Origin of the sequence: Teredinibacter haidensis, from assembly GCF_014211975.1 — a bacterium.
Taxonomy (GTDB): domain Bacteria; phylum Pseudomonadota; class Gammaproteobacteria; order Pseudomonadales; family Cellvibrionaceae; genus Teredinibacter; species Teredinibacter haidensis.
Window position 1 is genome coordinate 3,539,554 of record NZ_CP060084.1, and the last position, 16,709, is coordinate 3,556,262.

Consider the following 16,709-nt stretch of genomic DNA (forward strand, 5'->3'; position numbering starts at 1 on the left):
CAAACCACCTTTTTATTCAGGGCGATAACGTTTTAGTAAAGCCAGATCATCGGCCAATAAACGTCTTAGATATTCCTGGATTTTTGTATTTCCACTGTGCTCGTAGGATGCCAGTTTTTTCTTGTAGTCTGGCAAACCATAGAGAAATGCAGCGATATCCGCGTAAGAGGGAGCAGCGCAGCCTGCACCATACGATTCTTTGGCAAGCATAAACGCATTTAGCTGCTGCTCGAATTGCCCTTGCATAGGGAAAGCCAAATAAGGTTTTCCCAAATAAAGCGCTTCACAGATTAAGGTGAAGCCCGCCGTTGCGATAACGGCTTTACAAGCCGCTAAATCCTGTAAAAAGCCATCAGCACTAAAAGGACGAAAATGAATATTATTATCGACTTCGTCCTTGTTATAACCATAGACCAGGAACTTCTCGCGTCCAAAATCTTTTAATGTTTCCAATAAAGAATCAAAACCGGAGGTAGTATAAACCAGTATATAGCCCTCATCTCTCGGCTGTAATTCAAGCACCTGACTACGTAGTATTGGCGGAAATAAAAAACTGTGATCATTTTTTGGCGTACCCTGGTGGAAGGTTGTAATCAGGGATACCCACGGTTTTGGTACCATGGTTCTAATAATCGATTCGGTAATAAACGCGTCTTTTTTTAACTCAGATAAAATCTGGTAATCCATGTAACGCATGCGATGCTGGTTATCAATCGACACCAGTGGAATACTGTAATGCGTTGCCAGATAGGCGGTGCAGGGCTCAAAATCACAAAGAATACAATCTGGCTGAAATGATTTAATCAGCGCTCGTAGCTCATCCAGCGCTCTTTTACCACTGGGTATTTTCGATAGGTTTGCGGCAATGGTTTTTAAACGGGAAACTTCGTTATCTTCACTAACAATGGTCAAACCAACAATTTCCAACACATCGAAATCATCCTTAAGATTCCGATATCCGCGATCATAAGAGGCAATTTTAACCTGATGTCCTTCAGAAATTAAAAATTCCGAAATTAATCTCGCACGGGAAGAATGGCCCGAACCTTCCCCCGAAACGCCGTATAAAATTTTTGCCATTATGTATTACCTATTAGCAATCGGCTCGCTTATTATTGTCAATTTCAGCATAAGTTTATACGGTTGTTTTAGTTACTCCCAAAGCCAAACACTATTCATGCCCCGCTATGCAACGTAAATAAACTTTTGGGCAGCCGCCCAATAGATACGTTTTAATCCACTCGAGCCAAATCGCCTTTGGATTCCAACCAAGTTTTACGATCGCCTGAACGTTTCTTTGCCAATAACATATCTAAAATCTGGTGCGTATCGTCACCCGGTTCAATCACTAGCTGCACTAAACGGCGTGTATCGGTGGCCATGGTGGTTTCACGTAATTGCAGTGGATTCATTTCACCCAAGCCCTTAAAGCGCTGCACATTGACTTTACCTTTCTTCTTTTCTGCGGCTATGCGTTCGAGTATACCTTGCTTTTCACTCTCATCCAGGGCGTAGTAAACATCTTGACCGACATCGATACGAAATAGCGGTGGCATCGCGACAAAGACATGCCCCGCGCGAACCAACGCGGGAAAGTGGCGAACAAAAAGCGCACACAACAGGGTCGCAATATGAAGACCATCGGAATCGGCATCCGCAAGAATACAAAGTTTATGGTACCGCAAGTGCTCAAGATTATCGGAACCAGGATCGATTCCCAGAGCGACGGAAATATCGTGCACTTCCTGAGACGCTAAGACTTCGGAACTGTCCACTTCCCAGGTGTTCAGAATTTTTCCTCGCAGCGGCATAATCGCCTGAAATACACGATCGCGCGCCTGCTTGGCCGATCCACCGGCGGAATCACCTTCCACTAAAAACAATTCTCCCACAGCAGGATCGTCGGAAGAGCAATCTGCCAGTTTTCCAGGCAGTGCGGGGCCAGCGGTCACTTTTTTCCGGGCTATTTTTTTACTCGAACGCACACGCTTTTGTGCATTACCGATACAAAACTCTGCCAGCTTATCACCTTCTTCGGTGTGCTGATTTAGCCACAGGCTAAACGCATCTTTCGCAACGCCTGAAACGAAAGCCGCTGCTTCGCGCGACGACAGTCGCTCTTTGGTTTGACCTGAAAATTGTGGGTCAGACAGTTTGGAAGAAAGCACAAAACAGCAGTTGGTCCAAATATCATCAGGAGCCAGTTTTATACCTCGGGGAATTAAATTACGAATTTCACAGTATTCACGCATGGCATCCATTAATCCGGTGCGCAATCCATTTACATGGGTACCGCCCTGCGCCGTGGGAATCAGGTTGACATAACTTTCCTGGACAATTTCGCCACCTTCCGGCAACCACTGTACCGCCCAATCGGCGGCTTCGGTGGTACCGGAAAATACGCCAACAAAGGGCTTTTCCGGCAGGGTTTCCCAGCCTTGTGTTGCAGCTTCGAGATAATCTTTTAGCCCGTCTTCATAAAGCCAGGTATCAGTATCGCCGGATTGCTCATCAACAAACACAACCTCCAGTCCGGGGCACAGGACTGCTTTAGCCCGCAAAACATGGCGCAAACGTGATACAGAAAATTTGTGAGAGTCGAAATACTGAGGGTTCGGTAAAAACCGAACCGTCGTGCCGGTGTTACGTTTCCCGCAGGTGTCTACCTCGTGAAGGTCTACCGTTTTATCACCATTTTGAAAGCCAATGCGGTACACCTTGCCATCACGCTTAATTGTAACTTCGACGATCTGTGATAGCGCGTTAACAACTGAAACGCCCACACCATGCAGACCACCAGAAAACTGGTAATTTTTGTTGGAGAATTTCCCTCCGGCATGCAGGGTAGAAAGGATCACTTCCACTCCGGGCTTTTTCTGTTCCGGGTGCATATCTACTGGCATGCCGCGACCATCATCGCTAACGCTTACGGATTGGTCCTTATGCAAAAGCACCTCGATTTTCCTCGCATGGCCAGCGAGAGCCTCGTCGACACTATTGTCGATTACTTCCTGCGCAAGGTGATTGGGGCGCGTGGTATCGGTATACATACCTGGGCGCTTTTTGACGGGATCTAGCCCCGTAAGAACTTCGATATCTTCTGCAGTGTAATTTGCCATTTATTTTTTATTTCTCTAACTATTTTTACTTTCGAAAAAGTCGATTATTTGCGGCAGCCATTTTTCATAATTTTGAAAACTGTGGTCACCACCGTCCTCTACCAGCTGCTTACAATTGGAATATTTTTTTATAGCGTGTCTATAGTCCAGTGTTTGATCACCAGTTTGCACCATCAACCAATAATTTTTCGGCCGACTCAGCGCCTCGCATTCGCAATTCTTCAGATCTTGTATATGTGTGGGCTGCAAACAAAACGTTTGCTCACTGTAATAGCTTTTTAGTTCTTCGCCTATCAGTGGCGCAACAAACTTATGTGGCGCAACGGCGGGGTTAATCAACACGGCTCTGGCCGCCTTATATTCTTCCATCAACCAGGTTGCCCAAAATCCGCCGAGGGAACTGCCGATAAGATAAACGGTATCGCCATGACGGGCTGACATTATATCGCTTAAAGTCGATACGGCTTCATTTGGATAGGAGGACAGCGCGGGACACAGGAACTCGATATCCGGACGATGTTGATACAACCATCGCTGGGTAGCGCGTGCCTTAAAGGATAGCGGGGAACTGAGAAAACCGTGAATATAAAGCAGTGTCGCCATGTAGACCTCATTTACTAAGGGACATTATAGCGAGAACTACTGCTTTTAAGGAGACTTAATAACCGCTGGAAGCAAAGTCGATTTTGTAGACTTTATCTTTGATACGACACACATCGGAGTCGAAATGGCCATTGGCATGCAGTTCATAACGACGATACCCAGGCATGGCGGTATCCACACCGAAATCATCGGAATTGGGCAGAAATTGAACACAGGTTGACGGCGTCGCTATCAGTTTTACGCCTTTGCGCTCAGATTCGAAGTACTGATGCACATGCCCCCAACCGATGGATTTAACCTGGGGATGACGATCAATAACCTCGAAAAAGCTCTGATGATTGCGTACAACGTACTGATCCAGCCAGGCACTGCCAACCGGCACCGGTTGGTGATGTAGGAAAACCATGGCGGGCAAACGCGGGTATGCAGCCAGCTGCTTGTCCAGGCGCTCAAGCTCGTTCGGGTGCAGCTCACCCCCCTCTTCCATGGGGATACGCGAATCGAGGAAGATCATATTCCAGCCACCGCGAACACAGTGAGCTTCAATAGGAAGGGTGGCGACCTGATCCATATTCATAGGGTCGTCATGATTACCGGGCAACCACGCCAGAGGCGTATTGGGGAAATAGCGCTCGATAATATGAATAAAACGCTCGTAGGAGGCTACTCCACCATCATTGGAGATATCTCCCGTGGCAAGAATCATATCCGGGGCTTCGTTGGCTTGCAGTAACTGAAGAACGTCGTAGAGACTCTGGTCGGTATCAAGACCAAGCAGTTTTTCTCCAGGCTGACTACCTAAGTGACAATCCGTTATCTGTAAAAGGCGAAAGGGCCTCATAATTCACTCTGCTCTGCTTAATATCCAGTATTTCGGGGTGCCATCCTTAACCCATTTGCCAATATCCAACATGCTATAGAATGTTGGCCAAACCCCACATATGTCAATTTTGGTCCGCTTCTATGTGAAAGCGAAACACTATTTCTTGCTAACGAGAACCGTTTCACAGTTATCCAAGCTTGCGTAGCCCTGGCTGTGACACACCTCCAACCAGTCTCCCAGAAAGCGGTTCAACTCCAGCTTTTCATCCGGCATGTACATTTGCGGGTTGGGGTAATTGTACTTCGGCAACCAGTGTCTATGCCTATCCCAGGAAATAATTTCCGCCATATTCGCATCGTGATAGAGGCGCACGCACAGCCTGGGGGGCTCCAGACCCTGTTGGTGCTGTAAAACTTCAACCGTTGTCGTGTAGCGGGCGGATTCCGTTATACGCAACCGCACTTGAAACCTGTCGTTTGCGCCAACACGGAACAACCACTGGTTCTCGCCATCCTTCCAGCGAGGCATCAAATTGAGCATACGATGAAAGTTCAGCTCGCACTGCGCATGATGGGCTTTAAGATTGACCGATATTTTTTTGGACTGCATATACACAACAACAATGACTAACGCTTTTTCTGCAGCCGTGTTCGATTCAGCTGCACCCATTGCAAGCCTAGCAGGGTCGCAGCATTATTTGTACGGCTGTCATACATATACTCGAAAATATGCTCCGCAGGGTAGACGGCAAAACGAATGTCTTCGTGCTCGTCGGCCAAGCCAAATAGACCGCCTTTCCCCTGCAGATCACAGAGGGCACAAAACAGGTGGATTTTTTCGCTGCAGCCACCAGGAGACGAGTAATAGCTGCTAATAGGGATAAGCTCTGCAGTGGAAATTCCCGCCTCCTCTTCCAATTCACGCAAGATTAACGTTTCCGGAGTTTCGCCCGCTTCCATCATTCCAGCTACGGTTTCCAGGCACCATGGACCAAACTCGGACTCGAGGGCACCAACACGGAACTGCTCGATCAGCCCGATCAGATCGTGCTCAGGGTCGTAAAGGATAGCTGCAGCGGCCTCTCCACGATGAAAAAGTTCGCGGCTGATAGTGGGCACCCACTCACCGGCAAAGGTCTTATGAGTGAGCTTAAGCTCGTACATTTTGAAAAAGCCATCGAACACTTTTTCGTCGTTCTCGACCTTTACATCGCTCATGCCCAGCTCAGCTTGGGCCGTTATATCAGTACTGGTTTTAGACATAAAAACTACTCGACTAGCAAATATTGAAAGTGTATTGGGATCGTAAAGTAGTGTAAAGAAATGAAAATATTGACATAGACTTATCAGCCCCCATGTTGTAATTCGCACTGTTGTTCTTACGCAACAAGAACGTACTGCAGACAAGCTGACTGTAATTCAAGTGTTGTGTTGTTACACTTCGCTCCCTGCGATAATGTCCTTATGCATAAGAACCCTCTTTTTTGGCATCTTAATACGGTTTCCATTTAAATTAGCCGTTGCTAAAATTAACATTTTGAGCAGGTATCACACAATTTGACCACCGGGAAACGTCAATGAAAATGAATTACACCAAACTTATCGCCCTGGTTACTACAGTGGGTTTTATCCCACTTGCGCAGTCCTCAACTCTGGAAGAGATCTACCAGCAGGCACTGCTTAACGATCATGCTTACAAGGCCGCTCAGGCTAATCTGGAAGCAGGTAAAGAATCTGTAAATCTTGGCCGAGCGGGTTTGCTGCCAAAGCTTAACGGCCAAGCAAGCTGGGAGGACTCCTCCAGCGAACAAACAGGCACCAGTGAAAGCTCTCTGGCGCCGCTCTTCTCTGAAACTGACGGCACTCGCAGCGGCTACTCGCTGCAACTTACTCAGCCACTTTTTGATATGTCCGCCTGGTATGGGTACAAGAAGGCAAAAGCCAGTACCAGTATTGCACAGGCACAGTTTGCTATCGCGAAGCAGGATTTAATTCTGCGCGCATCACAGGCGTATTTTACCGCCCTGCAGGCCGTGGACAATTTGGAAACGGCCAAAGCCGAAGAAAATGCGCTCTCTCACCAAATGGAGCAAACCCGCCAGCGTTTTGAAGTCGGCCTGACCGCCATAACCGAAGTTCACGAGGCGCAAGCGGTACTTGATTCCGCTACAGCAGATCGATTAATGGCCGAAGGCCAGCTGGGTATCGCCTTTGAAGCGTTGGAAGTTATTACGGGTCGCCCCCACTACCAGCTATCGCCGCTGAAAAAAGACGTTCCTGTTGTGCCCCCAGTACCCGCACAACGACAAGCCTGGGTAGACCTGGCTATTGAGAACAATTACACACTGAAAACGGCGATACTCTCCGCAGACGTTGCCAAGCAAAATGCCAAGATCGAAAAGGCCGGTCACTACCCCACCCTCTCGGCCAGCCTTTCGTATTCCAATTACAACAACGACGGTGAAACTGACACCATTGCATCAGATATCGACACGGAAAACCAAGCCATTGGGATCACACTGAGCGTACCGATTTTTAACGGCGGCGCGGTGTCAGCTTCACGCCGCAAAGCGGCGCAAGAGCACATTGCCGCACGTGAACAAATGAGTAAGGCCCAGCGTGACATCGTTCAGTCTACGCGCTCTATACATTTGTCCGTAACCACCAATGTTTCGACAGTCAAAGCGCGCTCGCAGGCGATTATATCCAACCAAAGCGCACTCGAAGCCACGCAGGCCGGTTATGATGTTGGCACACGAGACTTAGTGGACGTATTAAACTCACAACGGAATTTGTATCGCGCTCAACGCAATTATTACGATTCTCTCTATACCTATGTGTTGACAACCTTGGAATTAAAACAGGTTATTGGCGCGCTATCGGCCGAAGATATTACCGAGTTAAACAATTGGCTGGATAAAAGCCGAACCGTTTCTCGCAACACGCCCTAAAGCGTTTCCCGATAAAAAAAGGCTGGTCAATGACCAGCCTTTTTTTCGACCAGAAAAATTTACTTTTTCTTATTTGCTGCCGCTTCAAAAAGCGCTGCCATGGTTCCCTTTGTTGGCGGTGGCGCAGCCTGCTTGCGCTGCTGAGCTTGCCCTCCACCATTACGCTGCCTGCCACCACTTGGCTGCGATGTTTTTTCTCCTGGCGTGTCATCCATACGCATAGACATACCAATACGCTTGCGCGGCACATCGACCTCCATCACCTTCACCTTCACAATATCACCGGCTTTAACAACCTCGCGCGGATCTTTTACGAAAGTGTTGGATAACGCAGAAATATGCACCAAGCCATCCTGGTGAACTCCCACATCCACAAAGGCACCAAAGTTTGTCACGTTGGTGACCGTACCTTCCAGAATCATTCCAGGCTCGAGATCGGAAATTTTTTCAATGCCGTCTTGAAATACTGCAGTCTTAAATTCAGGGCGTGGATCACGACCAGGCTTGTCCAGCTCCTGCAAAATATCTGTAACCGTCGGCACACCAAATTTTTCATCGGTATAGTCGTTCGCCGTGAGGCCGCGTAAAAAGCCGGTATCACCGATCAGACCTTTTATTTCACGGGTATTTTTATCCGCGATACGTTCAACGACAGCGTAAGCTTCTGGATGGACGCCGGAGGCATCCAGCGGGTTGTCGCCATTGGCAATACGCAGAAAGCCAGCAGCCTGCTCAAACGCCTTGTCACCTAAACGAGCGACTTTTAAAAATTGTTTGCGATGCTTAAAGGGTCCATTTTGGTTGCGAAACTCCACAATATTATTCGCGACGGTAGTATTCAGACCGGAAACGCGAGCCAACAACGGCGCCGAAGCCGTATTGACTTCCACCCCCACGCCATTTACACAGTCTTCAACAACCGCATCCAACGATTTTGCTAAACGGCTCTGGGAAACATCATGCTGGTACTGACCCACACCAATGGATTTCGGATCGATTTTGACTAACTCAGCCAGCGGGTCTTGCAGTCGGCGGGCAATGGAGACCGCGCCACGAATAGTTACATCCAGATCGGGGAACTCTTTGGCGGCAAACTCCGAGGCGGAATACACCGACGCACCCGACTCGTTCACTATCACTTTTTGAGCACTGAGATCCGGGTGTGTGCTTAAGACATCCCCCACAAATTTATCGGTTTCACGGCTGGCAGTCCCATTACCAATAGCAATCAGACCCACATCGTGCTTTTTGCACAAGGCAACCAATACGGCTTCGGCTTCCTGTAGACGCTTTTGTGGTGGTGTTGGAAAAATTGCGCAGTGATCAACAACCTGACCCGTAGCATCCACTACCGCAACTTTCACCCCGGTGCGCAAACCAGGATCCAGACCGATAGTCGCTTTCTGTCCAGCGGGCGCCGCCAGCAACAGATCCTTAAGGTTGCTAGCAAAAACATCAATAGCATCAGCTTCCGCACTTTCCCGTAAACCACCTAACAAGTCGGTTTCCAGGTGGGTGTGCAGCTTAACTCGCCAAGTCCAACGGACAACTTCGGCCAGCCATTTATCTGCAGAGCGGCTCTGGTCGGTAATATTCCAATGCTCGGCCACCATAATCTCGCAGGGGTGAATTGCAGCTAGAGGCTTGTCTTCCGGTTCGTTTAAATTCAACGCCAGACTTAGAATACCTTCGTTACGACCACGAAACATCGCCAATGCCCGATGAGAGGGCACTTTACCCAAAGGTTCGCTGTGCTCAAAATAGTCGCGAAACTTGGCGCCCTCCTGCTCTTTTCCGTCCACCAGTCGCGCCTGCAGAAAGCCCTCTGTACGCAAAAAACTGCGGAGTTTTTCCAACAAACCAGCGTCTTCACTAAAACGCTCCATCAAAATCTGCTTGGCACCATCCAATGCTGCTTTGCAGTCATCAATTTTATGCTCACTGTTAAGGAAAGCTGCCGCTTCAACGCTCGGATCCTTGCTCGGATCCTCCAGTAGCATATCTGCCAGTGGCTCCAAACCCGCTTCACGGGCGATCTGCGCTTTGGTACGACGCTTGGGCTTGTAGGGCAGGTAGAGATCTTCCAGCTGGGTTTTCGTATCCGCTGCCTTTATCTGCTTTTCCAGTTCGGGGCTAAGCTTTTCCTGCTCAGCAATAGAGTTAAGTATGGTTTCACGTCGATCTTCCATCTCACGCAGGTAGGTAAGCCTCTGCTCCAGTTCCCGAAGCTGACTATCGTCCAGACCTCCGGTTACCTCTTTTCGGTAGCGGGAAATAAACGGTACTGTCGACCCTTCATCCAATAACGCTACGGCTGCCACCACTTGGCGTTCTTGAACCTTCAATTCCTGGGCTATTCGGGGGTAGATACTACTGATCATAAGTCGGCTTGAGTCTCGGGTTAATTGGGCGGCAAATTATGAGGAAAATTTAACAGGAATGCCACAGTAATGCCTTACAAGTGCTTCATTCTACCCAGCAGATAGACACAAGCCTATCACTCTTATTCAGAGACTTGCAGACGCCAAAAAATAGGACTTTAGTCATACAATATTTAAAACTACATCACACTTTGTAACTATGGCGCAATGATCATTATTTGATCAAAGCCAGTGTTAACAAGCTCACACCTAATACCTCAGACCGTATTTATAATCCCTCAAAACAATACAAAAGTATTATTTTAGGCTGTTTTAAATTTTGAGGTAACACGATGAATACTGCTCGACTGACTGCTTTTGCCTTTATTTGCTCTTCTTTGATTGCTTGTGGTGGAGGCGCCGCCGGAAGCTCAACAGGAACTGGAAGCCTGCTGCCAGACAACAACCAACCGGTCCCAACGGTTGAATCAACACCTGCACCCTCTACTGAACCAAGCCCCGTAATCGTTCAAGCGCCGGCCCCCACGATTGAGCCTACGCCAGCTCCTACCGTTGTACCGACCCCCACCATAGAGCCGATACTGGTGCCGGTGCCAACGCCGACTATTGAGCCCACTCCAGTACCTACTGTAGAGCCAACACCTGCACCGACTCCGGTACCTACTATCGAGCCAACGCCTGCACCAACTGCGGAGCCTACTCCAGTACCTACTATCGAGCCAACGCCTGCACCAACTGCGGAGCCTACTCCAGTACCTACTATCGAGCCAACGCCCGCACCAACTGCAGAGCCCACTCCGGTACCTACTATCGAGCCAACGCCTGCACCGACTCCTGAGCCAACTCCGGTACCTACCGCTGAGCCAACGCCCACACCGACTCCTGAGCCAACTCCGGTACCTACCGCTGAGCCAACTCCGGTACCTACCGCTGAGCCCACTCCGGTACCTACCGCTGAGCCCACTCCGGTACCCGTTGAAAAAGTTTCCGCATTAATTGAATGGGATATTCCGGTTGCCCGTGAAAATGGTGATGAATTATTGCTCAGCGAAATCGGTGGCTACGAAATCATGTATCGCAGTAGTGATGATATTGCCTACATCACGGTGATCGTTACAGAGCAAACAACCGACGAGTATCTACTCGAAAACCTGGAGCCCGGTGAATATGAAGTGCTTATCGCCGCCTTCGATAACGACGGTCTCTACTCAGATTATTCCGATCCCGCTTTTGCGACTATAGGGTTGTAAATACCGTTTTCATCGGGGCATGGAAGCCCACCTTTTCCGTCTCGCCTTACCAGACTTGATCTATCACAAACAGCATTATCTTAAAAGCGACCCACGCTCCAAAAATTCGATTAACACGTTAGTTTTTACACTTCCCCAACACTAATACATTCGAAAGTGTTAAATGCCCCACACTTCTGTTACTGAGAAGTAGCTAGAATTAGCTCCCGTGCCTAAGTAAATGCTTGTATATTTATGAAATTCAACGCAAATAATTTTAATAAACTAGCACAGCTTCTTTTATTAACACTTTTAGTTTCCTGTGGTGGTGGTGGTTCTGGAGGTGATAGTTTGCTTCCAAATAGCGATGGGAATACGCCCTCGACAGACACGCCTTCCACGGATACCCCGATTACACACTCTGCCATTGTCGAGTGGGACATACCCAGCACTCGCGAAAACGGCGATGACTTATTACTCAGCGAAATCGGTGGTTACGAAATAATCTACCAAAAAACCACGGATGATCTCAGCGTAACGGAAGTTGTAACTGACCAAACTCAGAACCAGCTTGTGTTGAATGACCTCACTACCGGCACCTATCAAGTTCGCATTGCCGCCTTTGATACAAATGGCCTCTACAGCGATTATTCTGATCCCGCCTATGCGGATATTGGAAACTAGAACGCACCCAGAACGGGTGCGCAGAAAACAAACGATTGTAAGAAAGCTAGCTAACTAGCTCGCCCCTCTCCTTTCACTGAAAACTCTTCCAGCAAGCCAACTAAGTTGATAATCGTCTCTTTGCCAACAGCTTGTGAAAGCTGTTTATATTGCTTGTCGACCTTGGGTGCAATACGGTCATGCAGTCGATTACCCTTGGCACTCAAACGAATATTCAGTGCTCTTTGGTCTTTGCTGTCGACCTTCTTCAGGATAACCTTTTCGCCCTCCAGGCGATTGAGGATACGCGACAAGCTTGGGCTGAGAATACAGCTTTCACTTGCCAGATCTTGCGCATTCATTTCACCTTCGCGCTTAAGGGTGCGAATAACTCGCCACTGCTGCTCAGTTAGACCGTACTCAGCCAGAATCGGTCGAACATAGGCAATGGAATTTTCGCGCGCCTTCAACAATAGTAGCGAAAGGTTTTCGTTGGATACTGTCATTAAATTTACCTGCTTCCCGTCGTTAACATGGGAACCACTATCATCCATCTTTCAACACTCGTCTTAATACGAATGATTCAAAGAAGAGCCAATAGCAGTTACTAACCTACCTAAAGCATAGCTAACGAATACACTAACAGATTACAAACAGGTAAGTTTCTAAAAACAAAAATCCATAAAAATCATAAATGATGTGCGTCAAAGCCATAAGAACGGGTAGTAGGGACTGGGGTAAATCGAGTTGAAAGCTTGAATTTAGATAACCCGGCGAGAACCGCCGGGTTGATTAGCGGGTTAAATATTCGTGCCGCCGACAATGGGATTAAAGGCCGTGATGCGATCCATCATACCGGCACTCCCCAATCCATGTGACAGGCCACGAGAGGTAAACGCAGATTCAAACTGCCCCTGCTCACCGTGCAAAGCCATATAGTTCAGCATCACAGTCTGCACGAGCAGGTTAATATTGTTCGCAGCGGGATTCGGGCGGTCACCACTGGAGTTGGTTTCCACGTCACCACTCGCACGCATATAGCCAATTTGCTGGTGAATTGCCTGCTCTTCAGGTGTTGTCCCCATCAGTACAGGACGCCCACCAGGGTTATACACAAGGAAGAATGCACCCGCTGTCTGCTGGTTATCACCGGTCCACACGCCCTTGCCTCGCCCTTCCATAGAGTCATCTGTCATACCATTACTGAAAACAGAGCCGTCACTGAACACATACATCATCAGCGGCACACCACGGCGCGCGGCATATTCCAGACAGGCGCCCATGCAACGGCCGGCACGCAAATCACGCATCTCCCCGGTTGAACGATCGCCGGTATGGTAATCGTAACCGCCCATGGTAATGGTGCCAGCACCCGCGTAACCGTTCACCACCAGCTTCATCACCGATGCCGCCTTCTGGAATTCGCGGTCACTGTTAAATTCATCCACACTAAAAATGCCACTGGCGCCGACGATATCCGGGTCCGTAGCCGGATCCAGGAATCCGGGGTCGGGGAAGTTTTCTGCCAGATAAGCGCTCTTAACATAGGCACAGCTCACCATATCTTTGATCGCTTTATCGTTACTCATACCCGTCGACATTCTCGCCAGCTTTTCGTCGCTGATGCGGGAAACGGATTCCATCACCGCAACAATTTCCTCTGACGAAAGGGAACCGAAGTCGCCGACATCTACCAGACCCGTCACGTCCGAAGGGCGATCTATTTTGGTGGGCCTAACCTCGTTATTAATAAGGTCTGCCGGTGCAGCCGAGTTACCACCCGAATCACTGGTTCGCGACCCGGCCAGAGCCAGCAGCTCGCCGTTGGCACCGGCCATATTAATGGCGTACATGGGGTTATGCGGGTTATTGCCCGTATCGTTTTCAGAACGCGCGGGTATTACTGCGCCATTAATAGCCTGCTGCGTACCGGCAGCAGTGCGCTCCAATATGCCGCGCAAATATCCACTATCGGCATGAAAAGCCAGCCCCAGCTGAGTATTGGTATGATCCCCATTACTGCCAGCAATAGGATTGGCCTCCTCGAGCCCCGGAATCATATCCCCCGGTAATCCCTGTTTGCTGTAGCCTGCGGTACTGAGGAAATCCATCTGTCCTCCCTGCCCGCCAATCAACACATTCGAACCGGCGATATTGGCTCCGCCAGCCAGATCAAAGCAGATAAACGGAATCTTGCCGGCCCCTGCGGTAATACCACAGAGCTCTTTACGAATATCGATATCCGACGATAGGGCCATCGCCTCACGCGGGTTCGCGAACAGGCTGAATACGGAACTGCCGACAACAGTGCCCAAGCCCGCCTGAAAGCCCTGGGCAATAAAATCGCGGCGAGTTTTAGGGCGATGATGATCCGCATGCGCTAAGGGCTCGTCGGGGCGGAAAAATTTGTTTCGTCTAGCCATGGAGTCTGTCCACCTTATTGCCTATCGGTTATTGCAGTAACATCACGGCACTACCAGCAGTAGCGGCACAGAGCGCGATAACGGTTGTATGAGTATCAGCAGCCGACATATCGGTTGCCAGGCTGTACAGGTGCGCTTTCACATCATCGGGCACCGGTTGGGTCTGCAAGCTTGTTGGCGTGCCGTCCACATCCACTTCACTGGCAGCAAGACCCGCCAGCAGCGGATTAATAATCAGATCGACATTACTCATATCAACCTCATCACTAAAGTTAAAACCAGCGAAGACACTGGCGCGACGAGCGCTATCGTTAACCAGCGCCGTACAATAGGCCACCGAGAGCTGCATCACACCGGCCTGATGGGCGGCGAGGAAACTGTCGACATCCTCAAGCGTTGGCAACTGCTGGCGCACAGTCTGGTATACCGTATCAACACTGCCTGGCAATGGGTCCATCGGCGTTTTCGTCATCTGTGCGATTGTGGCATTGATCTCACCAAAGAGTCGTAATCCGATCTGTGATTGCTCGCCCAGGTCGGCCGCCTCTGGCGCTGGTGGCGGTGCCAGTTCGACTCGAGCATAGGTCGCCGTGCCGATACGGTCAAAGCTGAGGAAAAACTGATCGAGATCCGCGCCCTTATCCAGCTCAAGAATGGCGCCCAGAGAAGATAGCGGCACACCGGTTTCAGCATTGTAATTACCGGCGTTAATCGTGGTATCGATATTGGCGAAACTCTGACCAACAACCAATTCACGACCATTCAAACCTATGCGAATGCCTTCAATCTCAATATTCTCGGTGGGTGCCTGCTCGCTCAAACTGATAAAGAAGGGCGAAGAGAACAAGTAACTGTAGTTGTCGAACTGCTCCACTTGGAACACCAGGTAGGACTCGGGCAGACTCACATATTGGGAAACATTAAACAGCAGGAAGAATTTTTCACCCACCCCCGCGTCGAAGTTCATCAACACATCTTCAGCCGAAAGTGTACGGTTGTGAATCGCCAGAAAGCGCACCACCCCCAACCAGGGGTGCTCTCCATCCAGCTCGTTCCCCAGTGCCAGAGCGAAAGTATTGTCCCAGTCGTTAAGGTTGGCGCCGATCATGGCTTCATCCGTCGCAATCAGCTCACCATTTACGTATATCGCCATACCGGTAATAGGATCAAAACTGGCGACCACATGCTGTAACGTCGCCTGTAAAACCTCGGTCGCATCGGGCGTAGACAGCATGGGCATACCATTGCCATCGGCCAGCGAACTGCGATTAAGGAAATTATAGTTATAGAGGGTTTGAGCCAGGGTGAAATTGCGAATCTCAGAACCGCCCGAGAAAGTCACAATACGTGCGGGGCCATCCTGGCTCACATTGTCGGGCACCACCCAGGCTTCGATAGAGTACTCACCCGTTGCTCGAACAAGGTCGTAGAGCTTCGCGCTGGAATTGGTCGACCCCTGCGCTCGACCACCGTTCAGCCGGATACCCCAGCCACCAACTCGACTCACATCACCGGAAAGATTGAGGTCCAGAGCAGGCTCTACGCCACTGGTGTCGTAGGCAATCTGCGTGGAATCGTTTTTAAATTCGTAGAGCGCTATAACGTTGGTTTCAACACGTCCACCGCTCGCCGCCACAATACCATCCGGCAAACCGAGCGCCCGACTAACAAGCAGATCCGGGTTGACTTCGGTGATAGGAATCGCTGCGGCGAAGGCAGCGATAGCGTTCGACATTTCGGTCGCATTGCTATCACAGCTATCCCAACAGTTATGAAACTCATTCGCCAGGCGGGTCGCTAACCGCGAGCTGCCGGGGTCGTCTAGATTCATTCGGCTGCGCGATGCGTCGTAGGCGACATCTACATCACTACTGGCGATATAGGGCTGCTGCTGCAGCGCTGAATCTTCCGAGTGGCAATCAGCACAATACTTGACCAATACCGGGGTATATACGGTATCTGCAAACGAGCCGCTATCCGCAGGAAAGCTCTTACTGTCGGCTACTTCATAGCCCTCGCGCGGTTCCAGCACCACAACATTACTGCTGGCACCAGAGGCATTCGCCCAGGCTTCGATGTAGTTTGCGATAATTTCCCCGCAAACCTCCGGCTCTGAACTCCAGCAGTTATGGCCACCCGATACTTTTTGCACGATGCGGGAATTCGAAGGCGCTTCCAGGTCGATCAAAGTGTTCACAGCACTGTAGGCCAGATTAATATCATCGGAGCGAACAAATTCCGGCGAGGTTCCGCCCTGAATATGACAGGTTCCACAGCGATCTTCGCCCGCCAGGTTGTCCCACAGGTGAATTTTAAAATTCTGTACGTCATCGGTGCTGGCTGTCGGGCCGCTGTAAACCACACCCGTTTCACCGTCGGAGCGGCTGTAGTCATCATTTCGCTGAACAGCCTCGCCACTGCCACCACTACAGGCCGCAATGCCCATAACACTAATAACGAGCAACACCAGTTTAAAGCGTGAAAAAATTTGATCCGGAAGGATAGTTAACATGCTCAT

General features: G+C 49.6%; 13 protein-coding genes. 3 read left to right on the forward strand and 10 right to left on the reverse strand.

Going from position 1 to position 16,709, the window contains the following annotated elements:
• Window positions 1–12: 12 nt before the first annotated feature.
• From H5715_RS14165 to H5715_RS14190, 6 genes are all read right to left on the reverse strand, one after another.
• Entirely contained in the window at window positions 13–1,080 is a 1,068-nt protein-coding gene (locus tag H5715_RS14165) for an MJ1255/VC2487 family glycosyltransferase (RefSeq protein WP_075186951.1), read from the reverse strand.
• A 152-nt stretch (window positions 1,081–1,232) separates the two neighbouring features.
• On the reverse strand, window positions 1,233–3,119 hold the full coding sequence (gene parE / locus H5715_RS14170; RefSeq protein ID WP_075186952.1) for a DNA topoisomerase IV subunit B: 1,887 nt from the start codon (window positions 3,117–3,119) through the stop codon (window positions 1,233–1,235).
• Between the two features lie 15 nt (window positions 3,120–3,134).
• The gene (locus tag H5715_RS14175) at window positions 3,135–3,722 is read right to left on the reverse strand and encodes a YqiA/YcfP family alpha/beta fold hydrolase (protein WP_075186953.1); all 588 of its coding nucleotides are present in this window, start codon (window positions 3,720–3,722) and stop codon (window positions 3,135–3,137) included.
• Window positions 3,723–3,777: 55 nt separating this feature from the next.
• Complete coding sequence (cpdA, locus tag H5715_RS14180; protein ID WP_075186954.1) at window positions 3,778–4,563, reverse strand: 3',5'-cyclic-AMP phosphodiesterase; 786 nt, start codon at window positions 4,561–4,563, stop codon at window positions 3,778–3,780.
• Between the two features lie 138 nt (window positions 4,564–4,701).
• Window positions 4,702–5,214 carry a DUF1249 domain-containing protein gene (locus tag H5715_RS14185; RefSeq protein WP_246434554.1) on the reverse strand — a complete coding sequence of 171 codons (513 nt, stop codon included), beginning with the start codon at window positions 5,212–5,214 and terminating at the stop codon, window positions 4,702–4,704.
• Entirely contained in the window at window positions 5,172–5,807 is a 636-nt protein-coding gene (locus H5715_RS14190; protein ID WP_075186955.1) for an NUDIX domain-containing protein, read from the reverse strand. The genes H5715_RS14185 and H5715_RS14190 overlap by 43 nt, the downstream gene beginning before the upstream one ends.
• 314 nt (window positions 5,808–6,121) lie before the next feature.
• On the opposite strand from H5715_RS14190, the gene H5715_RS14195 reads away from it, so the two are divergent.
• Entirely contained in the window at window positions 6,122–7,495 is a 1,374-nt protein-coding gene (locus H5715_RS14195; RefSeq protein ID WP_075186956.1) for a TolC family outer membrane protein, read from the forward strand.
• A 59-nt stretch (window positions 7,496–7,554) separates the two neighbouring features.
• On the opposite strand, the gene H5715_RS14200 is transcribed toward H5715_RS14195, so the two are convergent.
• Window positions 7,555–9,873, reverse strand: a complete 2,319-nt coding sequence (locus tag H5715_RS14200; RefSeq protein ID WP_075187038.1) for a Tex family protein — start codon at window positions 9,871–9,873, stop codon at window positions 7,555–7,557.
• 335 nt (window positions 9,874–10,208) lie between these two features.
• Between H5715_RS14200 and H5715_RS14205 the strand changes: the two genes are divergently transcribed.
• Window positions 10,209–11,126, forward strand: a complete 918-nt coding sequence (locus H5715_RS14205) for a fibronectin type III domain-containing protein (protein ID WP_185906543.1) — start codon at window positions 10,209–10,211, stop codon at window positions 11,124–11,126.
• Between the two features lie 234 nt (window positions 11,127–11,360).
• Window positions 11,361–11,789, forward strand: coding sequence for a fibronectin type III domain-containing protein (locus tag H5715_RS14210; RefSeq protein ID WP_075186959.1), 429 nt, complete (start codon window positions 11,361–11,363; stop codon window positions 11,787–11,789).
• A 50-nt stretch (window positions 11,790–11,839) separates the two neighbouring features.
• Here H5715_RS14210 and hpaR read toward each other — a convergent pair whose 3' ends face one another.
• From hpaR to H5715_RS14225, 3 genes are all read right to left on the reverse strand, one after another.
• Window positions 11,840–12,322 (reverse strand): homoprotocatechuate degradation operon regulator HpaR, encoded by a 483-nt coding sequence (gene hpaR, locus H5715_RS14215; RefSeq protein ID WP_246434556.1) that lies wholly within the window; start codon window positions 12,320–12,322, stop codon window positions 11,840–11,842.
• 246 nt (window positions 12,323–12,568) lie between these two features.
• Window positions 12,569–14,191, reverse strand: a complete 1,623-nt coding sequence (locus H5715_RS14220) for a general secretion pathway protein GspF (RefSeq protein ID WP_075186960.1) — start codon at window positions 14,189–14,191, stop codon at window positions 12,569–12,571.
• A gap of 28 nt (window positions 14,192–14,219) precedes the next feature.
• The gene (locus H5715_RS14225; protein ID WP_075187040.1) at window positions 14,220–16,703 is read right to left on the reverse strand and encodes a LamG domain-containing protein; all 2,484 of its coding nucleotides are present in this window, start codon (window positions 16,701–16,703) and stop codon (window positions 14,220–14,222) included.
• Between the last annotated feature and the right edge of the window lie 6 nt (window positions 16,704–16,709).